Genomic DNA, 21,348 nt, shown 5'->3' on the forward strand with positions numbered 1-21,348 from the left:
GGGAGGCAGAACAATGAGCGAAATTGACGATTTAGTTAAAAAGATAACTCAGCAACTTGGAGATCAATCCAACGGTGCTGCTAGTTCAAACACGGGAACTACCTCTGTTCCAGATGAGATGGACAGAAACGATTACCCACTTTATGGTAAGCACCGTGACATGGTCAAGACGCCAACTGGCAAGAGCCTTGATGACATCACTCTGAACAGTATTAAGAATGACCAAATCAAGGGTGACGAAATGCGGATTACCCCTGAAGCCCTGAAGATGCAAGGTGAAATTGCTGCTTCAGCTGGTCGTCCTGCCATTCAGAAGAACTTTAAACGTGCTGCTGAACTGACTAAGGTTCCTGATGCTCGGTTACTGCAAATGTACAATGCTTTACGGCCATACCGTTCCAGCAAGCAAGACCTCTTGGACATTGCTGACGAACTCCGTAACAAGTACAACGCTCCAATCTGTGCTGCTTGGTTTGAAGAAGCCGCTAAGTACTACGAAAGCCGGAAGAAGCTTAAGGGCGATAACTAGTATTGAAATAGAGTAGGGAGTTTTAGTTATGGCAACGGAAAAAGTTATTGGTGTTGATATTGGAAATTCTTCAACGGAAGTTGCCTTAGCCGATGTTGCTGACAATGGTGATGTTAATGTTATTAATTCTGGAATAGCGGCCACTACCGGTATTAAAGGAACGAAACAGAACCTTGTCGGCATTCGGAATTCAATCAATCAGGTATTGAAAAAGTCCAATCTTACAATCGATGACATTGATTTAATCCGAATTAACGAAGCAACACCAGTTATTGGTGATGTGGCGATGGAAACCATCACGGAAACCGTCGTTACGGAATCAACGATGATTGGCCATAATCCTGATACGCCTGGTGGACGCGGAACTGGAGCAGGGTACACCGTCCCACTTCTTGAACTAGCTAATAAGACCGATAAGAGCAAGCCATATATTGTGGTTGTGCCAAAGCAGGTCGACTTCGAAGATGCTGCTAAGCTAATTAATGCTTATGTTGCAGCTGGATATAAGATTGCAGCGGCAATCCTGCAAAACGATGATGGTGTTTTAATTGATAATCGGTTAAATAAGATGATCCCAATTGTCGATGAAGTTGCCATGATTGATAAGGTTCCTCTTAACATGCTGGCAGCGGTTGAAGTTGCTGGGCCTGGACAAGTAATTTCACAACTGTCTAACCCATATGGCATTGCAACGTTGTTCAGCTTAACGCCAGAGGAAACGAAGAACATCGTGCCTATTTCACGGGCATTGATCGGTAACCGTTCAGCGGTGGTTATTAAGACTCCAGCTGGGGATGTTAAGGCGCGGGTAATTCCTGCAGGTAAGATTAACATCACTGGCACGAACGGTGAACATGAAGATGTTGACGTTGCTGCCGGGGCTAACAAGATCATGGATACTGTTTCCGATTTTCGGTCGATCCAAGATATCACTGGTGAGTCCGGTACCAACGTTGGCGGAATGCTTGAGAAGGTTCGGCAGACGATGGCGGACTTAACTGGCAAGCAAAATAAGGATATCGCAATCCAAGACTTGCTGGCGGTTGATACCCAAGTTCCTGTTAAGGTCCGGGGTGGACTTGCTGGTGAGTTCTCAAACGAATCCGCGGTTGGAATTGCTGCAATGGTTAAGTCAGACCACCTACAAATGGAAATGATTGCTAAGCTGATTGAGCAAGAATTCCATACAAAGGTTGAAATTGGTGGGGCAGAAGTTGAATCTGCCATTCGTGGAGCATTGACTACTCCAGGGACAACAAAGCCAATTGCCATCCTTGACCTCGGTGCTGGTTCAACCGATGCTTCAATTATTAATAAGGAAAATAAGACAGTTGCTATTCACTTGGCGGGTGCCGGTGATATGGTAACAATGATTATCAACTCCGAATTAGGGCTTGAAGATCCATACCTAGCTGAAGACATTAAACGTTATCCACTAGCAAAGGTTGAGAACCTGTTCCAGATTCGTCATGAAGATGGCTCAGTTCAATTCTTTGATAAGCCACTGGATTCAGGGCTATTTGCCCGGGTTGTAGTTATTAAGCCAGAAGGATATGAACCAATTCCAGGAAATCCAAGCATTGAAAAGGTTAAGATGATTCGGCAGTCTGCCAAGAAACGTGTCTTTGTAACAAATGCTATTCGGGCCCTGCGGATTGTTAGTCCAACAGGCAACATCCGGGATATTCCATATGTTGTTATTGTTGGTGGTTCCGCCCTTGATTTTGAAATCCCACAACTGGTTACTGATGAGCTTGCTCACTATAACCTAGTTGCTGGTCGAGGAAACGTTCGGGGTGTCGAAGGTCCACGGAACGCTGTTGCTACTGGATTAGTACTACGGTACGGAGAGGAAAGAAGGAAGCAGCATGAGAACTGATGCAACTGATCGTCCGGCAATTATTTTCGGCCTTCAACCAGGTGCTAGTGTTACTTCCGATATGAAGCCGCTCTTTAATGGAATTGAAGAAGAACAAATTCCATCAGCGACGCGCGAAATTGATGTTGCTGATGTTGTTCAACGGGCTTACCAATCGGCATTGAGCTCACGACTGTCAGTAGGAATCGCTAATGATGGCAACCGCTTTATCGTTCACTATAAGAACCTTAAAGAAGATAAACCATTGTTTGACGAAGTAATCACTGATCGCCAACAGCTACGTGACCTGGGTTCAAATGCTGCCCGCCTTGTTAAGGGAATTCCATTTAAAGGAATCACGTACAAAGGCAAAGAAACAAGATGAACAGGTGATTTTATATGATGCAATCTTTAGGATTTGTAGAATGTGATGGATTATCTGGTGCACTTGTTGCTGCCGATCGGATGCTAAAAACAGCGAATGTAAAGCTGGAAGGTATCCACCAAAACATGGGCATTGACTGGGTTACCGTAAAAGTTTCTGGTGATATTTCTGCTGTATCAGTTGCAGTTGAGACAATTAAGGAAACAATGCCTAAGGTCTATGTCACATCGACAGTCCTTGGCAGTCCAGCAAAGGGAACCGACAAATTGGGGAATACCGATATTGCCCTGTTCCTAAAAAAGAAGGACAGTACCAAGGAACCGTCAGTTAAGGAAGAACCTGTGAAGGAAGCAAAGCCTGCTTCAGCTGCCGCTCCTGCAGAGGAAACTGCAGAAAAACCGGTAACAGATTCAACACCTTCTAAGCCAGCAGCGGAGACTTCAGACGATAATTCGGTTGATAGTGCTGCTGAGGCTGACAATGGTAGCGATAAGAATCAGGATAGTCAAAAAGCAACTTGTAATCTTTGTGGTGACCCTAAGTGTCCAAGAAAACTTGGTGAACCACACAAGAAATGCATTCACTACAAGGAATTAAAAAAATAGGAGGAATTTATTATGAATAACGCATTAGGAATGATCGAAACTCGGGGCTTAGTTGCATCAATCGAAGCTGCCGATCAAATGGTAAAGGCTGCTAACGTTCAAATGACTGGTCAAGAAAAGATTGGTAGCGGACTGGTAACTGTTATGATCCGTGGTGATGTTGGTGCCGTTAAGGCTGCTGTTGACGCTGGTGTTCAAGCAGCTGAAAACGTTGGTGAAGTTGTTTCATCCTACGTAATTCCACGTCCACACGACGAAGTTGAAAAGATTTTGCCAAAGGTTAACGACGACGCTGAATAATTCTAATTGAATTATCACAGGTGCATTAGCTGGCAGGGTTCTGAACACCAGTAAGTTAACATTCGGAATACTTGCCTAGCTATGCGGGGGTGGGGAGAAATCATATGTGGTGGCTTCTTCCCACTCCCAATCTTGTAAAGAAACTCTAGGGGGTGTGTTGATGGATGACCTAATAGAAGAGGTTATACAACGGTTAAAACAACGGCAAAGCAGTGAAACGACCGTTACCTTTAACCAGCAGATAAACCCACCCGATGAGCAAACCTTTATTAATCACGAGAAAGTCATTCTTGAGGATGTTTCAATCAGCTTTATTGCTGATTTGTACTCAATGAAAAACGATAATCCTTGGGTAGCTTGGATTCTACAAGGGATTAAATACGGTGTGCGTTTCTTTATTAAGATTGATAAACAGATGGTTAGCTTTATCCCAAGAATGATGGTTCTAGACTGGCCAATCATATTTGTTGTTGGTGATAAGTCACCATTGATTGCAAGTCGTGGCCGAATCATTTCAAGAGGCGAAATTGCGGCATTTCCAGACAATTCAATTCTTGTTAAGTACTACAAACAATTTCTTACTGATGAAGCAAAAGATATTTGTCGGTATAAAAGTATTACAGTTAAAGTTAGGACTGAAGAAGATTGTATATGGCTAAAGTAGTGGGAAGCGTTGTTTCCACACAAAAAGATCCATCATTAATTGGAAAAAAGTTGATGATTGTCCAACCAGTTGACTCTGACAGGAAGAATATTCGTCATGAAGAAGTGGCTGCTGACTATGTCAATTCCGGGATTGGTGAGTATGTATTAGTCGTTAGAGGCGCTGGTGCTCGACGCGCCGATAAGGGGGCTAATAAGAGTCCGGAAGACGTCACTGATTGCGCAATTGTCGGAATAATTGATCGTTTTGATAAATAAAAAATGGAGGAATCGCAATGGCTATTTACACAAAGGGTGGTGACAAAGGTAAGACAAGCTTGTTTGATGGAGCAAGGGTCGAAAAGGACTCATTGCGAGTGGATACTTACGGGACATTTGATGAACTAAATGCCAACATTAGTTTGGCCGATAAGTTCTGCCAAAATCCAGCAAATAAGAAACTTCTGCAAACCGTAGAATACAAGATGTTCTTCTTGCAGGGGGAAATCGCAACGGAAAATGTTGAAACCTTTGCTAAGCACAGCAAGCTGATTACCGATGATGATACCCACCAATTAGAGCATGTCATAGATGAGTACTTAGCCAAACTACCTAAAGTACACAGCTTCATTTTGCCGGGAGCTAGTGTTGCTGGGGCCCAGCTTCACATTTGTCGGACGGTATGCCGTCGTGCTGAGCGGGATTTTGTAAAGCTGTCGCGGACAGTAAGCTTCCGCCCAGAATTGGAACGCTATATTAACCGTTTATCTGACTTTCTTTATGTCATAGCTCGTGAAGAAGACTATGAGGATTATGTAAATAAATTAACTGATAAAGTAGTTAAGATTTACCAACTTTACCAGGCTTCAAAGGATGTGCGTTAAACAATGGATGAAGATCAACTTAAAAAAGTTATTCGTAACATTATGAGTGAAACTCAAAGTAAGAGCAGTTCTTCAACAAACGTATCTGGAACCATTAAGGAAAGCTCACTCGATGAAATGTTCGATCGTCACAAGATGGAACGCGTAATTGATGCAGCTGTTGACAAGGCCAATGAAATTGGTGTTGGTGTAACAATTGCAATTATGAAGAACAATCAAGTCCTTCAGATGAGCTATCACATGCCAAATGCTAACTTAGTAAGTTGCACACTTGCTCCAAAGAAGGCATGGTCTGCTTTAGCAATGAAGGAACCAACTAAGGATATTAGCCCTGACATCCAACCAGGTGCGGGCCTGTACCAAATGGAGACCATGCTTGATGGTCGTCTTGCATCATTTGCTGGTGGTATTCCATTGGTTATTGATGGCAAGATGATTGGTTCAATTGGTGTTAGCGGTGGCCTTGTTGAAGAAGACGAAGCCATTTGTGAAGCCGCTGTTGCTGCATTCCTTAAGGAAACCAAGTAACAGTAAAGCAAACGCGAATTCCCCTTATCGTTGAATTAATTTTGGAGGCAACTTATGGAAAAATATAGTATGCCAACCCGGATTTACTCGGGTACTGATAGCTTAAACAAGCTTAACGAATTTAAAAATGAAAGTATTTTGATGGTCTGTGATGCCTTTCTGCCAGGGACACCAACACTGAAGAAGATTGAAAACGAAATTGATCCTTCTAACAAGTGTGAAGAATTCTCTGACGTTAAGCCAGATCCACCGCTGACCAACATCATGGAAGGAATCCAACAATTCCTGAAGTTACGGCCAACAATTATGGTTGCTATTGGTGGTGGTTCTGCCATTGATACTGCTAAGGCTATCCGGTTCTTTGGTGAAAAGATCGGTAAGTTAGATATCAAGTGCTTCATCGCTGTTCCAACTACTAGTGGGACTGGTTCTGAAGTTACTAACACGGCTGTTGTTTCTGATACTGAAGCAAAGCGGAAGATTCCAATTTTGGAAGACTACTTAACTCCTGATATTGCTCTTCTGGACCCAGAATTAGTTATGACAGCACCAAAGAGTGTTACCGCATTCTCCGGGATGGATGTTTTGACCCACGCCTTAGAAGCATTGGTTGCTACTAACGCAACACTGTTCTCCGATGCCTTAGCTGAAGAAGCAATTGATGTTATTACTCACTGCCTGGTAGAATGTTACCAACACGGTGACAACACCGAAGCACGGAAGATTGTTCACGAAGCATCAAACATTGCTGGGACTGCCTTTAACAATGCCGGCTTAGGGATTTGCCACTCAATTGCTCACCAAATCGGTGCTAACTTCCATGTTCCTCATGGCCTGGCAAACACCATGCTTCTCCCATATGTTGTTGCTTACAACACTTCTAACTCAAAGACCGCAATGCACAAGGTTGCCGTTGCAGCTAAGAAGGCTGGAATTGCTGCACCAAGTGTTGGTGACAAGTTAGCCGTTCAACGGATGATTGGTAAGATTCGTCAAATGGCTCGTCAGATGGACTGCCCAATGACTTTGAAGGAATTTGGTGTAGACCCTAAGGACGCCTATGCAGCTGCTGACACGGTTGTTGCTAACGCTAAGAAGGATGCTACATTCCCAACAAACCCAGTTGACCCAACTGATGAAGATTTGAAGAAGGTATATGAAGCCGTTATTCGCTAATACTGTACTGTAATGGGGATGGATATTCATGAGTCGTAATATTGAGCGTACAATCCAGGAGTATGTTCCTGGTAAACAGGTAACGTTGGCACATATTGTCGCCAATCCTACTCCCGACATTTATGAGAAGCTGGGAATCCAAACGCCTAAGAATGCGTTGGGTATTTTGACCATTACGCCAAGTGAGGCTTCAATCATTGCTGGCGATATTGCTACAAAATCGAGCAGCGTTACGCTTGGGTTTATAGACCGGTTCAGCGGCTCAGTAGTAATAGTTGGAGAGGTTGCAGAAGTCGAATCAGCTCTAAAGAACGTTATCACTAAGTTGCATGACTTACTGGGATTCGATATTCCTAAAATAACGAAGACGTAATGTTTTAATTATATGCAAAGCCTCCGTTTAATCTTAGGGTGCCTTAATGTTATCGATAAAAATGATTGAAACAAAAATGGGGCTGGAGAATTACCGTTTTCCAGCCTTATTTTTCATAGAAATTAGGGATAATTATGAGTAAAGAACTTAACATTGCCAACGGCGTCAATATCCGCGACCTTGGTGGCTACCCAACTGGCGACGGGGCAACGGTAAAGAAACATCAACTTATCCGTAGCGGCTACTTATCGGACCTTACTCACCATGACCAACAATATCTCTATGATTATGGCGTCCGGACGATCATCGACTTGCGGACCACTGCAGAAGCCCGTCAGTACCCCGACCACCTTTTGCCCGCAATGCGGCTTATCCGGATTCCCATCCTGCAGGAAAGAATGGGAGACGCCGTTGTCCGCAAACAGGTCTTTAAGGGACCCGTGAACAACGCCCAGGCTGGTTTCCAGCACATGCTCCGCCTCTACCTCAGACTGGTTGCGTCACCAGAAGCCCAGCAGTCCTACCACCGTTTCCTGACGGCTTTAACTGCCGCCCTCCCCAATGGTGGGGTCCTGTTTCACTGCTCCACGGGAAAGGACCGTACCGGAATCGCAACCATGATTGTCCTCCACCTTCTCGGGGTCGCCCCCCAGGTAATCCGCCAGGACTACCTGTTGACGAATAAGTTGTCGGCCATGCGGGTCAACCAGCGAATGAGTGAGGCCCGTCAGGTTAGTGTGGCTCCCGAATACCTAAAGGCAGTTTTTGACATTTCAACGGTGCGGCCGCTCTACTACGACTTCGCCGAAACAGCAATCAAGTACTTGTATGGGGACTTTGATTCGTACGCCGCAAAGCAGCTGGGCGTAAGCAACGAGCTGGTTGAAACCTTGAAAAGGAGCTGCTTAAGCTATTAATAATTCTCAGGATAGGGGATGGTGCGGCTAATGAGCATGTTAGCAATCATTATGGTTTACGTCGGCATTAATATTGATACCTTCGTTGCTTTGCTATTTGTCATCCGTCGTTACAACATCCTCACACCAATGATCGGCTTTATCTGGGCCGAAATGGTTCTCTGGATAATCGGGGTGGCATTGGGCAAGACCATTACGACCATCTTCCCCGATTGGATTACGGGTCTGATGGGCTTCGTCCTTTTGTACCTAGCCTTTCGTTCGGATGACCAGGAGGTTCAGGAAGCAAAGAACGGGGTGCTTAAAATATTCCTGCTTTGCCTGAGCCTCGGTGGTGATAACCTGGCCATCTATATTCCGTGGGCGGGGCCGCTCCACTGGCCGACTATTCTGCTGATCACGGTAGTGTTTTTGGTGAGCTCAGTTATTGCCATCTACCTGATAAAGTTGATTTCAAAGCTCCGGCCATTGACGTTTGTTTTAGAAAAGTACAGCAGTTACTGTACCAGAATTATATATTTTTGCGCCGGCCTTTACGTTATTTTTAACAGCCGGGTGCTGGAACACATTGCCGCATTGCTGTGAGTAAGGGAGTGATAGGATGGTAAATATTGGTGTCCTGGTTGGGAGCCTCAGTAAACATTCTTATAGTCAAAAAATTGCTAATCATTTAATGACGCGGTCACAAGCAGTCAAATTCGTGCAGGTCAATTATGATATTTTGCCCCTGTACAACCCGGACCTGGAAAAGAAACCGCCGCTGGAATGGCAGGTCTTCCGGAAGGTAATCGACAAGATGGACGCACTCCTCATCGTCACCCAGGAATATAACTTCTCGATTCCTGGGGGCTTGAAGAACGCCATTGACGTTGTTTCGGTACCTTCGCCGCGTCCCCACATTTACCACAAGCCCGTTTTACTGGTTACGGACTCGTCGGGCAGCCGCGGTGGGGCCAACGCGAACGCCCATATCCAGCAGATGCTCCGGTATATGGGGATGGACGTGATGAACGCGTTTATCACCATTGGTAATGTTCAGCAGGATTTTGACGCGGATGACCGGTTGATCAACCACGATGTAATGAAAGAACTAGATAACTCCTTAAATGACTTTATTAAGGGGCTGGATGCCAAGTAAGGTATCGAATGGGCTCATGTCTTCGGACGTGGGCCCATTTTTTATGGTTCGATTGGTTAGAATGAAGTGAAAAGATAGGTAAAGTTTGACAGTGGATTTACTCACATAATTACTATTGGTTTGCTTGCGATATTCGTCATACAATATAAATGATATGGACGAAAGAGTTGAGAGCTGGGTCCCGGTTGATGTCAAAGAGAAAGCTAGTAAAGAGTTAGCCGCTCATGGATTATCAATCTCTAGTTTTATTCGGCTGACATTATCATCAGTAGCTAACGATGGTTTACCCAAATATTGGGGAATCCCTAACGCTGAAACGATGTCTTCTATTAATGAAGCAGTTGATGATTTTAAGGATTACCAGCTTAAAGATGCTTCATCTTATGATGATCTGGAGAAATTGTTGAATGAGTAAGATTATTCCTACTAGTTATTTTAAGAAGAAGCAGGATAAAGCAGACCCACGTGAAATTGGAAAAGCATTAGATTGGTTAAATGACTGGTTGGAAAGAAAGGGGAAATGATGATGGCAACGTGGAACGATATGAAGAGTAATCTTACTTCAATTAAGTCGGATGAAATGACTGCTATTGAGAGTCTTGCTTACTTGCACGCTCAAAGAGTCAAGAAAGGAATCTCACAGGTTGAGCTTGCCAAACGTATTGGAATGAGCCAACCACAACTAGCGAAAATTGAAAGCATGTCCTCAATCCCTAGTTTCAGCACTTTAACGCGATACGCTAAGGGACTTGGGCTGGTTGCCACTGAACGGGCCAGCGATTGCCCGTAATCGATGGACTTACTTCGCGGCGCTAGACACTAGGAGCACGCTTCGAAGCAGAGCAAACCTATTATTGGTTTTCTCGCGATTACTGTGTAATATTCGGAGAACTAAAAGACCGGTGAAGGACAACTGCCTTCACCGGTCTTTATTATTTTCTATTTGTGTAGAGATGGGCGACCTTCTCCGGCAGCCACTAATCGTTTCCCAGGGCTTCCCGTACTTGGTCAATATTTTGCCCCGTCATTGATGAGATGGGGATGACTTTTTTTACGCCCGCGCTGAGTAGCAATTTACGGGAGTACTCAATATCATCAGCCGTGGCCTTGTCAATCTTGGTCACCAGGCCGAGAGTCGGTTTGGGAAAGGCGGAACAAAAGCCGGCGGGGTAGATGAGGCGGCGGTCCGTCGCACTCTGCAAGAGGACCACGATGTCGGCGTCAGTTGATGTTGTTCGCAGGTAACGCATCATATTGTGGTGCTCCATGTATTCACCGGGAGTATCGATAAAGTTAGCCGAGAACTCCATCGCCTGAGTCTTATCATACTTGATCTGCTGGTTCTTAAGCCGCTGCATTAACGTGGTCTTGCCACAACCGATGGGACCAATCAACATTGCACGTTTCATTTCAATATCACCTCACAACTCCATCATACTACACAAATAAGAGCGCTTTCACCCTAGTTGACCCGGAATTTACTGTCACCCGTTTCAAGGACCTCCATCGTAGCGTCTAGGCCACCCTCAACGAGGTTCTTGACGGCTTCATCGGTGTAGTAGGCAATGTGTGGCGAGTAGATGATCTTGTCGTTATCGAGAACTTTCTGGAACAGTTCGTCGTCAATCTGCTTTCCCCGCATGTCGTTAGGAACGTACGGGCCTTCCTTTTCGTAGACGTCCAACCCCGCTGAGTCTAGCAAGCCCTCGTCCAGGGCCCGCAGGAGGTCGGTCGTATCGACCAGGGCGCCGCGGGCCATGTTAATTAGGATGGCTCCCGGTTTGAACTGCTTGAACAGGTCGTAGTTGAACATGTGGTGGTTCTCGGCCGTGGCGGGCATGTGGATGGTGACGATGTCGGCATCCTTAACCGCGGCGGTGACGGAATCCTGGTAGTCGATGAAGGAACGCAGCTGGTCGTTTGGGTAAAAATCATAGCCGACGACCTTGGCGCCAAAGCCGTGGAAGAGCTTGGCGGTCAGGGCCCCAATGTGCCCGGTCCCGATAACCGCTACGGTCATGTTACCAACGACCCGTCCCTGGATCGGTGGCTGCCAGGTGAAGTTATGCTCCTTGACCCGCTGCTGGATCCGCGGCACCCGCCGGACCAGGTCTAAGGCGGTCGTCACTGCATACTCGGCGATTGATTCCGGCGAGTAGCTGGGGACGTTAGTGATGATGATACCGTTCTCCTTGGCCTTTGCCAGGTCGTACATATCAAAGCCGGCACTCCGCTGGGCAACCTGTTTGATGCCAAATGACTTTAGTTTTGCGTAGGCGTCTTCAGGCAGGTCCGCAACTTGGAGGGTCGTGACCCCATCATAGCCTTTGATTCCGTCGACGGTTTGCTCGTTGATGATTTCGTCCGTCATATCAACCGTGACGTGGTGGGACTGGGCCCACCGTTGGGCGATTGGTTGTTCCTCGGCGCGGGCGCCAAACATCTTGATCTTTGTCATTTAAAATTCCTCCTCATGAATGTGAACGTTTCCACTACCAATTATATCAACCAATAGTAGCCGACACCAGCGGTGAACTTAATAAAATTAAGTGACCAGCGGGCGAAAACACGGTTGCCCCCTTGATTTTGGGCAGCAATTTCCGGATAATGATAAAGAATTATTAAGGTAAAAGGCTAAACTCACTTATTTTATAGCCAGAGAAGGAGAAATTGTTAATGAGTAAGATTTTTGCATATAGTATTCGGCAGGATGAAGAACCATTCTTGAAGAAGTGGGCCGGTCAGCACCCGGAAGTTGACCTTGACTACACCGACCAGTTACTGACCCCCGCAACCGCCAAACTTGCCGCGGGCGCTGATGGGGTGGTTGTTTACCAGCAGTTGGACTACACGCCAAAAGTCTTACAAGCATTAGCAGACCTGGGAATCACCAAGATGTCTTTGCGGAATGTCGGGATCGATAACATTGCCCTCGACAAAGCGAAGGAACTCGGCTTCACCATTACCAACGTTCCGGTCTACTCGCCAAATGCCATCGCTGAACACGCCGCCATCCAGACGGCCCGCATCCTCCGCCAGACCAAGGTAATGGACGAAAAGGTGGCTAAGGGTGACCTTCGCTGGGCCCCAACAATTGGCCGGGAAGTCCGCGACCAAACGGTGGGGATCATCGGTGCTGGGCACATCGGCCAGGTTTACATGAAAATCATGGAGGGCTTTGGCGCCAAGGTGATTGCCTACGACCTCCGCAAGAAGCCGTTCTTAGAAGAACAGGGTTACTACGTGGACTCCCTCGATGACCTCTACGCCCAGGCGGACGTCATCTCCCTCCACGTTCCAGCCATCAAGGAAACCACCAACATGATCAATGATGAGACTATTGCCAAAATGAAGGACGATGCGGTCTTAGTAAATGTTTCACGTGGAGCATTGGTTGACACCGATGCGGTCATCCGGGCCCTTGACAGTGGCAAGCTGTACGGCTTTGTCCTGGATACCTACGAGGATGAGGTGGGTGTCTTTAACCAGGACTGGACGGGAGCGGAATTCCCCGACGCCCGTTTGAACGACCTGATTCACCGGCCAAATGTCTTGGTAACGCCGCACACCGCCTTTTACACCACCCATGCGGTCCGCAACATGGTTGACAAGGCCCTTGATAATAACTTGGCAATGGTGACGGGAAAACAGCCCGCAACGCCAGTTGAGTTTTAAGAAAGGGAGTGGAACTAGCTTGCTAGTTCGTCTTTCGAAGCGAAGCAAGCCTGTAGGGAACCCCCGTCGACGCGAAGCTAGTCTTTAGAAAGCACAAAGAGGACTCTAGCGTTCGGATTTACCGAACGCTAGAGCCCCTTTGTGTACTGCGCTGTAGCATTTTTAACTATATAGGGGACTTATGCCCCCCTTTTTTAATGAGAATGAAATAGATTTCATTTCTTTAACGATTTTACGATAAGAATGAAATAAATTTTATTCTTTCGGCACTTTTAGGGTAAAAATGAAATCCATTTTATTTAAATGTATAATAAGTAGTAAGAATGAAATTGATTTCAGGGAGGCCGAACGATGATTTCGCGTGATTCATACTTAGATAAGCTTGATGATGTCCGTAATAAGCAGATTATTAAGGCCCTTACTGGAGTTCGGCGTTCAGGTAAGTCAACAATTCTCCAGCTGTACCAAGATCGTTTAAAGAATGAGGGAGTTGTGGACGAGCAAATTCAGAATCTTAATTTTGAAGATTTAGGAATCTCGAATTTGTTAGATTACCATAAGCTCTATGATTATCTTCAGTCACACCTTCTCCCTGATAAGATGAACTATATATTTCTCTATGAAATTCAAAATGTTCCGCACTTCGAAAAGGTTTTAGATAGCCTTTTTATCAAAAGAAATGTTGACCTGTATGTTACTGGATCCAACGCCTTTATGCTTTCCGGTGAGCTTGCAACCTTACTTTCTGGTCGCTACATTGAGTTGCATGTTTTTCCGTTGTCATTTAAAGAATTTTATCCTACTACTAACCAGGGCAAAGATCTGGCCTTTGAAAGCTACTTGGACTATGGCGGTTTTCCCTTTGCTGTTTCATTAGGTAACACCGAAACGTACCATGAGTACGTTGATGGGATCGTCAACACCGTTTTGATTAAGGATGTTTTGACACGGAAGAAGCTGACTAACGCGACGCTCGTACGGGAGCTAGCCCAGTTCTTAACCGATACGACAGGTAACTTAGTAACCCCAAAAAAGATTGCTGATGTGTTGACCCACCACGGAATGAAAACATCTGCTGCAACTGTTTCTTCCTACTTGGATGGCTTTATTGATGCTTACCTGTTTTACCGCTGTAATCGTTACGACATTAGCGGGAAAAAGTATCTAACAGTCAACTCAAAATATTACCCGGTTGATCCGGCTCTGCGTCAAGCACTAATCGGGACTAAGCGCCCCAACTTCGGCAGCCGGTTAGAGGCAGTTGTCTACATGGAGTTGAAGCGACGGGGAAATGAGATTTATGTTGGTAACCTTGGTAACCGGGAGATTGACTTTATAGCAGTTAAAAATGGTGTAAAAACCTACTATCAGGTTTCTTTATCAGTGAAAAACGAAAAAACATACCAGCGTGAAGTCCGGGGACTGCGAGAAATTAAAGATAACTTTCGGAAAGTTCTCCTTACAGAAGACCCGGGAAATTACAATGACAACGGAATCGAACAAAAAAACGTTGTTGATTGGTTGTTAGAAAAGTAAAAAACGTGAGCATGACAGCTGCTTAACGGCTGCGTGCTCACGTTATTTCTTTATCTGGTATTTGCTTGGCGCCGGCTTGAACTGGACGGTTTGGTACTTGCACTTCGCCGGCATGGTGATGGTAAAGCCACCGTCTGGTCCCGTCTTGACCTTGCCCGTTGTCGGCTGGGGAACAATTGGGCTTTTAATCTGGACCCGCTGATTAGGCCGGACGATAAAGCCGGTCTGGCTGGCCGCCTGGTTGCGAGCCCGCCGGTTGGTTAGGTAGCGGTGGATCAGGCGGGGCGCCTGTCGCTCCGCTGTCGTTGCCTGGTCATCCACGATGGGTTTACCGCCCGCCGCGAAGTCTTCAACGGGGACATAGATAACGTGCCCACGACCGTTGAAGATCGCGAACTGGTGCTTTGTCTGGTAGGCCCCGGGATTGATGTAGGTGACCTGGTAAGCCTGGTTCTTTGGCGGGGTAAAGGTTGCCACGTAAGCCCGGCCGCTGACGATGGCCCCGACAACCATTGCCGCTAGCGCCAGGATGATATTTCGTAAGGACCGCATTTGTCGTGCTCCCTTCTACTTGACCAGGGGACCCATGAAGTTGTTCTTGACCCCGGTCTTCATGGGGAACTTATGGGGGTCCAAGTTGAGTTCGAAGGCGTAGCGGTTCGGGTCACAACCATCGTGGACCTTAACCCGTCCCCGGTACTTAAAGCCGAACTTCTTGGCGGCCGCCTGCATTGCGGCGTTTTTCTGGTGGGTCCCCAGGCGGAAGTTGCTGACTCCTTTTATCTGGCCAACCGTTACCAGGTTAGACAGCAAAAAGCTGCTTAGCTGGTGTCCCCGGTACTGGTCGCCGATGGCCAGCCGGTGGATTACCAAGTAGGGGTCCGTCGAGTTGGCCCATTCTCCCTGGCTGATGTTTTCAAAACTTTCCTCTGGTGACGGCTGCAGTGAAGCCACCCCGGCAAGCTGGCCATCAACGATGAGGGCCCAGGAAAGGTGGTGGGTGATGTCGTTAATAATGGTGGCCGTCGTTGGCTGCCCATCCTGCCACTGTGGATTTCCAGAATTCTTCAACGCCTGCCGGGCCCCGGCAATCACCTCCTCGATTACGGGAAGGTCATGCATGTGTGTGGGCCTGAGAAAAATTGCACTCATAAGTTAACCGCCTTTCTGTCCTTTTGCTGATCATTATTACCGAACATTCCCTGATATGCAAGCGCGGCTGTTGGTTCGCTCCAGCTGATGAGTTAGAATAATAATGGATACGCAAAAGGAGGGGACAGCATGGCTTTAACTTGGGAGATTGTTCGTTGGATACTACTGACGATCGTTATCATTAACGAACTGGCGGCGATTTTTACGGTCTTTCGTGAAAAACGCGACATTGCCGCTACCTGGGCCTGGCTTTTGGTGCTGACCCTTATCCCCGTCATCGGCTTCATTATCTACGCCTTCTTGGGCCGGAAGCCAACCCACGGGCAGTTGAACCGGATCAAGTCGCAGACCCGACTCAAACTAAAGGAAGCGGTGGAGCGGCAGAAGAAGCAGTTCAAGAACATGCCCAAGCCCAAGCACTCCATTATGCAGGTGTACCGGCGGACGGTGATGCTCTTCCAGAGTATCGACGAATCCTTCTTGAGCCGCCACAACCACGTCGACGTCTTTACCGATGGCAACGTGCTCTTCTCCCGGATGTTTGATGAGATTGCGGACGCTAAAAAGAGCATCCACATTGAATTTTACACGATCTACAACGACAAGATTGGTAACCACTTGCGGACCCTCCTGGAACAAAAGGCGGCCGAGGGGGTCGAGGTCCGGGTCCTCTATGACTCCTGGGGGTCCATGGGGGTCAAACCCAGCTTCTACGCAAACCTCCGCGAACTGGGCGGGTACGCCACGCCCTTTCTGATGGCCCGGAGTAACATCTTTGACTTCCGGATCAACTACCGGGACCACCGTAAGATTGTCGTCATCGACGGGCAGACGGCCTACATTGGTGGCTTTAACATCGGGGACCAGTACCTGGGTCGGTCGCCGAAGTTCGGCCCCTGGCGTGATACCCACCTCCGCGTGGTCGGTGGCGGGGTCTACGGGATGGAGCGGCAGTTCATCGGTGACTGGAACGCCTCCGTCCAGAAGAAAACCTCAGTCATTAAGCACTACCACCCCTACTTCCCGCCAATCAAGGTCAGAAACGGTAACACGGCCCTACAGACGGTGTCGAGTGGGCCAGAAGGGGAGCTGGAGAAGATCAAGATGGGCTACCTGCGCCTGATCAACGTGGCCACGGACCACATTTGGATTCAGACCCCGTACCTGATTCCTGACGACAGTATTCTGGATGCCCTCCAGGTCGCGGCCCACGCCGGAATTGATGTCCGGATCATGATTCCGTGCAAACCCGACCATCCCTTTGTTTACCGGGCTACCCAGTACTATGCCCGGGCGCTGGCCAACCAGGGGGTCACGATTTACACCTACCAGAAGGGCTTCCTGCACGCCAAGACGATGATGGTGGACGGCCGGATCGCGTCGGTCGGGTCCGCCAACCTGGACTTCCGGAGTTTCAAGCTCAACTTCGAAATCAACGCCTTCATGTATGATTCCCAGCTGACAGACCAGCTGGAAGAGATTTACGTCAATGACATTCGTAACTGCCGGGTCATGACTCCGGAGCGGTTCGCTGACCAGTCCCACTGGCTGAAGTTCAAGCAACGCTTCTCCCGGCTGCTGTCACCGATTTTGTAGTCGGGACGAGCTGATGGCTTTCTATGTAATATTTGAGAATTTAATAGCGAGGCTGGGAGAAAACTTTGTTTTCTCACCAGCCTCTTTCCGTTCTTCGAATATTACACAGTAATCGCGGAAAAAAGCGTGCTCCTAGTGTCTAGTTACGGACGATCATTGGCCCTCCGTGCCAACAATCGTCCTATACTAGCCATACGGAGCACTCTGATGCTTTTTTCCAGCTTCAAGGTTTAAAAAGAGAATATATGTTCGCTAGTATGATAAAATATGGTTAGCATTTCAAAAGAAGGGACGAGTGCTTGTGGGTAAGCTTGGATTTGTTTTAGGAACGGCCGCTAAGGACCACCAGGAGGTTTTAGTCGACCAGATCGCGGACCAGTTGAAAAACGCACCACGGGAGGACACCTTTTTCTACATTGTCCCCAACCACATTAAGTTTCAGACGGAAATTGACGTTTTGAGCAGCCTGCGGGCCCGGCAGGGGAAGGGAAACACGGACCGGTTTGCTTCTTCCCGGGTCCAAGTCCTTTCCTTTAGCCGGCTCGCCTGGTTCCTTTTACGGGACAGCCCGGCGCTGAAGCAGGCCCGCCTGTCCAAAATTGGCCTGACAATGCTCGTTGCCAAGGTCGTCCAGGACCACGCCGCTGACCTCCAGCTGTACGCTAGCGAGGCCCAGCAGCCCGGCTTCATTCAGAAACTCACGGACCAGCTGACGGAGCTGGCCAACGCCAACATTTCAGCGGACAACCTGACCACAATCCTTCAGCAGGCCCAACGTGACCAGCAGGGGAGCCGGGCCTGGCTTGCCAAGATGCACGACGTCGAGCTAATCTACCACGCCTATGAGAAGCGGGTGGTCGGTCATTTCCTGGGAAATAATGAACTGTACCAGCAACTGGCCCAGTACCTGGCGCAGGAGCCGGCTAGCCAGCACATGCACTTCTTCATCGACCGCTTTGCCCAGTTCACTCCCGGTGAGCAGCAGGTGGTCAACGCCATGATCATGAACGGGGCCTCGACCACGGTTTCCCTGGTCCTCGACCATGGTTACCCTGACCAGGACCACCCCGACAAGAGGGCACTGCCGGGGGTCACCGACCTCTTTTACCCGGCGGCGATGCAGTACCACCGCCTCTATGAATTTGCGGCCCAGCACCCCCACGAGGTCACGATCCTGCCGAACGTCTTATTTGCCAGCCGGCCCCGGGTTAGCCCGACCCTCCAACAGGTTGATGGCTTCTTTGCCAACTACATTAAGCGGCCGTTGAACCTCGCCGATGGGACCCCGCCGACGGACTCGACTGACCTGCAGTTTATCACGACGGCCAACCGCCGGACGGAACTCGACCGGGTAGCGACGATGATCCACCAGCTGGTCCTGAGCGGGAAGTACCGCTACCGGGACTTCCTGATCTTGAGCCGGCGTCTGGACAAGTACCAGACGATGATTGCCCCGGTATTTGCGAGCCACGAAATCCCCATCTTTAACGACCACGAGCGGCGGATGGACAACCACCCCCTCGTGACCCTCTTGACGGCGCTCTTTAATTTGCCCCTCTACGGCTATCGGACAACGGACATCATGCAACTGCTGAAAACATGGCTCTTTGCGGAGTACAACCCGCAAACAGGGGACTACCAGCCCCTGGACCAGGACGCCGTCTTTGCAACCGAAAATTGGTGCCTGAAGCGGGCAATCGACGGCCGCGGGACCTGGGAAAAGGCGGATTCGGTCCTCTGGCAGGTTGGTGGGGCCACCGACTCACCGGCTACTGACCTCCAGGCCCAGCTGACCCACGTCCAGGGCTTTGTTGCCCACCAGGTGATTACCTTTTTGAAGGGGCTAAAGAATGTTAAGACCGGGCGAGAACTCGCTAGTCGCCTCTACCAGTTCCTGGTTGACAACGGGGTCACTAAGCGCCTCGCCGACTGGCAGAAGTACCAGAGCGATAAGAACCTCGACCTGGCCCGCCAGCCCCAGCAAGTTTGGGCGACTTTTTGTCAAATCCTTGATGAATACGTCCAAATCCTCGGCGACACGCCCGTCACCGCGGATAACCTCACGACGACTTTGACTAACTTTAGCGAGCTCCTCCAGGCCGGCTTTGCTGCTGCCCAGTACTCGCAGATTCCGGCCACGATGGACCAGGTGATGATCTCGGAAACGGGAATTGTCCAGAACCAGGACCGCAAGATTGTCTTCCTGATCGGGTCGACGGATGACGTTATGCCGGAGATTCAGCCGACAGAGGGTCTTTTGACCGATGACGACAAGGCCATTTTGGATGACTACCTGGACGATACGACCCAATACCTACCGAACGGGACCAAAAACCAGCTGCAAGACGAACGCTTCCTTCATTACTCGGGGATGCTGACGGGAACCCAGCGGCTCATCATGACCGCACCAGCCGAAAACAGCGAAGGGGCCCCACTGACCCGGTCGCCATACCTGGACGACATGGCCCAGTATTTCAAGCAACCCGTTCAAAACTTCCCGCTGGTAACGAGTACTGTTGGCCAAGCGGACGCCCACCCGTACCTGAGTGCCCCGGCCGCGACGATCAGCAAGCTGGTTCAGGTTGAACGGCAGGCCCGCAACGATGCCCGGACCGCCAAGCGGCACTTTACCCTCAGCCCTAGCTGGCAGGGGGTCCGGCAGGCCCTTGTTGACCTGACGGCCAGGGACCGTAGCTCTGCCGATGCCCGGGCCCAGGAACGGGGCCAAAAGCTGGCGGCCCACCTCCACCTTGTTGCGGCCGGTTTTAACTACCGCAACCGGGTCGATGACCTTGACCAGCAACTGGCCGCGGCCCTCTACCTCCGGCACAGCCACGGGCAAAACATCCTCTACTCGTCGATTTCCCAGCTGCAGGACTACTATGTCAACCCGTACGAGTACTTCCTCAAATACGGCCTGCGCCTGCAGAAACGTGACCAGCTGACCATGTCGGTAGACCGGATTGGGACCTTCTTCCACAAGGCAATGGAGTGGTTTGTCAGTGCCGTTAACCAGGACGCCCAGCTTGACTTTGCCCAGCTGGCCGGTGACCCGGACCAATTAAACGACCTGATCAATACGGCCCTGGACGTGGCCAAGAAGGACCAGCCGGACCTGTCAATCCTGACGGCCAGCTCCTTTCAGGCGGCCTTCCAGTACAAGCAACTCACCGGGATCGTGAAGACGATGCTTACGGTCCTGTGCTACCAGGCCAAGTACACGGCCGCCCGCCCGCTGGATACCGAAATTCGCTTCGGCCGCTTGGGGGCCGCCAAGAAGGACGATTTACGGCCGCTAGAATATGACCTGAAACCGCGCAACACGCATATTTACCTCCGGGGACGGATCGACCGGGTCGACCAACTGACCCAGGACCAGACCGACTACTTAACCGTGGTGGACTACAAGTCTGGGAACCGGACCTTTGACCTGACCGCGGCGTACTATGGGCTTTCCCTCCAGCTGCTGTCCTATTTAAACGCCATTGCGGCCAACAGGGACCAATTGCCCCAGCGCCTTCAGACATCTCGTCCCGACCTCCAGCTCGCCGGGGCCCTCTACCTTCACCTTAGCAACCCCCTGATCAAGGCGGCCAACGTTAAGGATGACGCGGACCTGACCGCGCTGCGGCTCCAGCAGCACCAGTACAAGGGCCTCCTCTTAAACGACCCGGCCCTGTTAAAGCAGCTGGACAAGAACCTGGCCCACCAGTCCCTGGTCTACCCACTCAAGATGAACAAGGACGAGGCTATTTCGGCGAAGAAGGACGCCCTCTTGATCACGCCTGACCAGCTGACCTGGCTGCAAAACCGCAATAAGCAGTTGATCATCGCTGCCGGAAATGACATCTTGGCTGGCCGGGTCGCCCTGCGGCCCTACCGCCTCCTTGAAGGGAGCAAGTGGAAGACCGGGCTGGATTACACTGACTTTCAGGACATTTACCAGTTTGATAACATGCTCGACCAGCAAAACTACCGGCTGTTGAGTGCCCGGCTGGCGGAAGAGGAGTTTAAGCAGTTTAACGAAGACGATGAAAAGGGAGGAAAACAGTAA

24 protein-coding genes are annotated in these 21,348 nt (G+C 49.2%); 20 read left to right on the forward strand and 4 right to left on the reverse strand.

Features of this window, described 5'->3' with window-relative positions; genetic code table 11:
- The first annotated feature begins 13 nt into the window (after positions 1–13).
- The 16 genes from QOS01_RS02935 to QOS01_RS03010 all read left to right on the forward strand — a co-directional run bounded on the left by QOS01_RS02935 (position 14) and on the right by QOS01_RS03010 (position 10,125).
- Positions 14–529, forward strand: coding sequence for a diol dehydratase small subunit (locus tag QOS01_RS02935; RefSeq protein ID WP_283621030.1), 516 nt, complete (start codon positions 14–16; stop codon positions 527–529).
- 28 nt (positions 530–557) lie between these two features.
- Positions 558–2,408 (forward strand): diol dehydratase reactivase subunit alpha, encoded by a 1,851-nt coding sequence (locus tag QOS01_RS02940; protein ID WP_283621031.1) that lies wholly within the window; start codon positions 558–560, stop codon positions 2,406–2,408.
- Positions 2,398–2,772, forward strand: coding sequence for a glycerol dehydratase reactivase beta/small subunit family protein (locus QOS01_RS02945; protein ID WP_283621032.1), 375 nt, complete (start codon positions 2,398–2,400; stop codon positions 2,770–2,772). The genes QOS01_RS02940 and QOS01_RS02945 overlap by 11 nt, the downstream gene beginning before the upstream one ends.
- 14 nt (positions 2,773–2,786) lie before the next feature.
- A complete protein-coding gene (locus QOS01_RS02950) occupies positions 2,787–3,377 on the forward strand; it encodes a BMC domain-containing protein (protein ID WP_283621033.1) in 591 nt (196 codons plus the stop codon).
- 9 nt (positions 3,378–3,386) lie between these two features.
- A complete protein-coding gene (locus QOS01_RS02955; RefSeq protein ID WP_272946028.1) occupies positions 3,387–3,677 on the forward strand; it encodes a BMC domain-containing protein in 291 nt (96 codons plus the stop codon).
- 160 nt (positions 3,678–3,837) lie between these two features.
- Positions 3,838–4,341 (forward strand): PduM family microcompartment protein, encoded by a 504-nt coding sequence (pduM, locus tag QOS01_RS02960; RefSeq protein WP_283621034.1) that lies wholly within the window; start codon positions 3,838–3,840, stop codon positions 4,339–4,341.
- The gene (locus QOS01_RS02965) at positions 4,329–4,598 is read left to right on the forward strand and encodes a EutN/CcmL family microcompartment protein (RefSeq protein ID WP_191980298.1); all 270 of its coding nucleotides are present in this window, start codon (positions 4,329–4,331) and stop codon (positions 4,596–4,598) included. The genes pduM and QOS01_RS02965 overlap by 13 nt, the downstream gene beginning before the upstream one ends.
- Positions 4,599–4,615: 17 nt before the next feature.
- Entirely contained in the window at positions 4,616–5,203 is a 588-nt protein-coding gene (locus QOS01_RS02970) for a cob(I)yrinic acid a,c-diamide adenosyltransferase (protein ID WP_283621035.1), read from the forward strand.
- A 117-nt stretch (positions 5,204–5,320) separates the two neighbouring features.
- A complete protein-coding gene (locus QOS01_RS02975; RefSeq protein ID WP_235803748.1) occupies positions 5,321–5,731 on the forward strand; it encodes a heme-binding protein in 411 nt (136 codons plus the stop codon).
- A 54-nt stretch (positions 5,732–5,785) separates the two neighbouring features.
- The gene (locus QOS01_RS02980; RefSeq protein ID WP_283621036.1) at positions 5,786–6,907 is read left to right on the forward strand and encodes a 1-propanol dehydrogenase PduQ; all 1,122 of its coding nucleotides are present in this window, start codon (positions 5,786–5,788) and stop codon (positions 6,905–6,907) included.
- Positions 6,908–6,935: 28 nt separating this feature from the next.
- Complete coding sequence (locus QOS01_RS02985; RefSeq protein WP_283621037.1) at positions 6,936–7,280, forward strand: BMC domain-containing protein; 345 nt, start codon at positions 6,936–6,938, stop codon at positions 7,278–7,280.
- Positions 7,281–7,414: 134 nt separating this feature from the next.
- Complete coding sequence (locus QOS01_RS02990; protein WP_283621038.1) at positions 7,415–8,197, forward strand: tyrosine-protein phosphatase; 783 nt, start codon at positions 7,415–7,417, stop codon at positions 8,195–8,197.
- Between the two features lie 30 nt (positions 8,198–8,227).
- Positions 8,228–8,782 carry a cadmium resistance transporter gene (locus QOS01_RS02995; RefSeq protein ID WP_283621039.1) on the forward strand — a complete coding sequence of 185 codons (555 nt, stop codon included), beginning with the start codon at positions 8,228–8,230 and terminating at the stop codon, positions 8,780–8,782.
- A 16-nt stretch (positions 8,783–8,798) separates the two neighbouring features.
- Positions 8,799–9,335, forward strand: a complete 537-nt coding sequence (locus tag QOS01_RS03000) for an NADPH-dependent FMN reductase (RefSeq protein WP_283621040.1) — start codon at positions 8,799–8,801, stop codon at positions 9,333–9,335.
- 154 nt (positions 9,336–9,489) lie between these two features.
- Positions 9,490–9,750 carry a type II toxin-antitoxin system RelB/DinJ family antitoxin gene (locus tag QOS01_RS03005; protein WP_283621041.1) on the forward strand — a complete coding sequence of 87 codons (261 nt, stop codon included), beginning with the start codon at positions 9,490–9,492 and terminating at the stop codon, positions 9,748–9,750.
- A gap of 111 nt (positions 9,751–9,861) precedes the next feature.
- Positions 9,862–10,125 carry a helix-turn-helix domain-containing protein gene (locus QOS01_RS03010; protein ID WP_283621042.1) on the forward strand — a complete coding sequence of 88 codons (264 nt, stop codon included), beginning with the start codon at positions 9,862–9,864 and terminating at the stop codon, positions 10,123–10,125.
- 187 nt (positions 10,126–10,312) lie between these two features.
- Here the strand turns inward: QOS01_RS03010 and QOS01_RS03015 are convergent, their stop codons facing one another.
- A complete protein-coding gene (locus tag QOS01_RS03015; RefSeq protein ID WP_283621043.1) occupies positions 10,313–10,744 on the reverse strand; it encodes a EutP/PduV family microcompartment system protein in 432 nt (143 codons plus the stop codon).
- Between the two features lie 53 nt (positions 10,745–10,797).
- Positions 10,798–11,793: a D-2-hydroxyacid dehydrogenase gene (locus QOS01_RS03020; protein WP_283621044.1), complete on the reverse strand. Its 996-nt coding sequence runs from the start codon at positions 11,791–11,793 to the stop codon at positions 10,798–10,800.
- 218 nt (positions 11,794–12,011) lie between these two features.
- Here QOS01_RS03020 and QOS01_RS03025 point away from each other — a divergent pair, with 218 nt between their 5' ends.
- Both QOS01_RS03025 and QOS01_RS03030 read left to right on the forward strand, forming a co-directional pair.
- On the forward strand, positions 12,012–13,010 hold the full coding sequence (locus tag QOS01_RS03025) for a D-2-hydroxyacid dehydrogenase (protein WP_283621045.1): 999 nt from the start codon (positions 12,012–12,014) through the stop codon (positions 13,008–13,010).
- A 351-nt stretch (positions 13,011–13,361) separates the two neighbouring features.
- Positions 13,362–14,546 carry an ATP-binding protein gene (locus tag QOS01_RS03030; RefSeq protein ID WP_283621046.1) on the forward strand — a complete coding sequence of 395 codons (1,185 nt, stop codon included), beginning with the start codon at positions 13,362–13,364 and terminating at the stop codon, positions 14,544–14,546.
- Between the two features lie 42 nt (positions 14,547–14,588).
- Here the strand turns inward: QOS01_RS03030 and QOS01_RS03035 are convergent, their stop codons facing one another.
- Both QOS01_RS03035 and QOS01_RS03040 read right to left on the reverse strand, forming a co-directional pair.
- Positions 14,589–15,098, reverse strand: coding sequence for a hypothetical protein (locus QOS01_RS03035; protein WP_283621047.1), 510 nt, complete (start codon positions 15,096–15,098; stop codon positions 14,589–14,591).
- A 15-nt stretch (positions 15,099–15,113) separates the two neighbouring features.
- Positions 15,114–15,698: a GNAT family N-acetyltransferase gene (locus QOS01_RS03040; RefSeq protein ID WP_283621048.1), complete on the reverse strand. Its 585-nt coding sequence runs from the start codon at positions 15,696–15,698 to the stop codon at positions 15,114–15,116.
- A gap of 129 nt (positions 15,699–15,827) precedes the next feature.
- Between QOS01_RS03040 and cls the strand changes: the two genes are divergently transcribed.
- The gene (gene cls, locus QOS01_RS03045; RefSeq protein ID WP_283621049.1) at positions 15,828–17,294 is read left to right on the forward strand and encodes a cardiolipin synthase; all 1,467 of its coding nucleotides are present in this window, start codon (positions 15,828–15,830) and stop codon (positions 17,292–17,294) included.
- Between the two features lie 301 nt (positions 17,295–17,595).
- Positions 17,596–21,348 carry a PD-(D/E)XK nuclease family protein gene (locus tag QOS01_RS03050; protein ID WP_283621050.1) on the forward strand — a complete coding sequence of 1,251 codons (3,753 nt, stop codon included), beginning with the start codon at positions 17,596–17,598 and terminating at the stop codon, positions 21,346–21,348.

The organism is Limosilactobacillus avium, assembly GCF_947381485.1.
Lineage (GTDB): Bacteria > Bacillota > Bacilli > Lactobacillales > Lactobacillaceae > Limosilactobacillus > Limosilactobacillus avium.

Excerpts from the sequence above, each read along its gene's own strand:
- QOS01_RS02935 (WP_283621030.1), top strand. The coding sequence starts at position 14 with ATGAGCGAAATTGACGATTTAGTTAAAAAGATAACTCAGCAACTTGGA.
- QOS01_RS02940 (WP_283621031.1), top strand. The coding sequence starts at position 558 with ATGGCAACGGAAAAAGTTATTGGTGTTGATATTGGAAATTCTTCAACG.
- QOS01_RS02945 (WP_283621032.1), top strand. The coding sequence starts at position 2,398 with ATGAGAACTGATGCAACTGATCGTCCGGCAATTATTTTCGGCCTTCAA.
- QOS01_RS02950 (WP_283621033.1), top strand. The coding sequence starts at position 2,787 with ATGATGCAATCTTTAGGATTTGTAGAATGTGATGGATTATCTGGTGCA.
- pduM (WP_283621034.1), top strand. The coding sequence starts at position 3,838 with ATGGATGACCTAATAGAAGAGGTTATACAACGGTTAAAACAACGGCAA.
- QOS01_RS02965 (WP_191980298.1), top strand. The coding sequence starts at position 4,329 with ATGGCTAAAGTAGTGGGAAGCGTTGTTTCCACACAAAAAGATCCATCA.
- QOS01_RS02970 (WP_283621035.1), top strand. The coding sequence starts at position 4,616 with ATGGCTATTTACACAAAGGGTGGTGACAAAGGTAAGACAAGCTTGTTT.
- QOS01_RS02975 (WP_235803748.1), top strand. The coding sequence starts at position 5,321 with ATGTTCGATCGTCACAAGATGGAACGCGTAATTGATGCAGCTGTTGAC.
- QOS01_RS02980 (WP_283621036.1), top strand. The coding sequence starts at position 5,786 with ATGGAAAAATATAGTATGCCAACCCGGATTTACTCGGGTACTGATAGC.
- QOS01_RS02985 (WP_283621037.1), top strand. The coding sequence starts at position 6,936 with ATGAGTCGTAATATTGAGCGTACAATCCAGGAGTATGTTCCTGGTAAA.
- QOS01_RS02990 (WP_283621038.1), top strand. The coding sequence starts at position 7,415 with ATGAGTAAAGAACTTAACATTGCCAACGGCGTCAATATCCGCGACCTT.
- QOS01_RS02995 (WP_283621039.1), top strand. The coding sequence starts at position 8,228 with ATGAGCATGTTAGCAATCATTATGGTTTACGTCGGCATTAATATTGAT.
- QOS01_RS03000 (WP_283621040.1), top strand. The coding sequence starts at position 8,799 with ATGGTAAATATTGGTGTCCTGGTTGGGAGCCTCAGTAAACATTCTTAT.
- QOS01_RS03005 (WP_283621041.1), top strand. The coding sequence starts at position 9,490 with ATGGACGAAAGAGTTGAGAGCTGGGTCCCGGTTGATGTCAAAGAGAAA.
- QOS01_RS03010 (WP_283621042.1), top strand. The coding sequence starts at position 9,862 with ATGGCAACGTGGAACGATATGAAGAGTAATCTTACTTCAATTAAGTCG.
- QOS01_RS03015 (WP_283621043.1), bottom strand. The coding sequence starts at position 10,744 with ATGAAACGTGCAATGTTGATTGGTCCCATCGGTTGTGGCAAGACCACG.
- QOS01_RS03020 (WP_283621044.1), bottom strand. The coding sequence starts at position 11,793 with ATGACAAAGATCAAGATGTTTGGCGCCCGCGCCGAGGAACAACCAATC.
- QOS01_RS03025 (WP_283621045.1), top strand. The coding sequence starts at position 12,012 with ATGAGTAAGATTTTTGCATATAGTATTCGGCAGGATGAAGAACCATTC.
- QOS01_RS03030 (WP_283621046.1), top strand. The coding sequence starts at position 13,362 with ATGATTTCGCGTGATTCATACTTAGATAAGCTTGATGATGTCCGTAAT.
- QOS01_RS03035 (WP_283621047.1), bottom strand. The coding sequence starts at position 15,098 with ATGCGGTCCTTACGAAATATCATCCTGGCGCTAGCGGCAATGGTTGTC.
- QOS01_RS03040 (WP_283621048.1), bottom strand. The coding sequence starts at position 15,698 with ATGAGTGCAATTTTTCTCAGGCCCACACACATGCATGACCTTCCCGTA.
- cls (WP_283621049.1), top strand. The coding sequence starts at position 15,828 with ATGGCTTTAACTTGGGAGATTGTTCGTTGGATACTACTGACGATCGTT.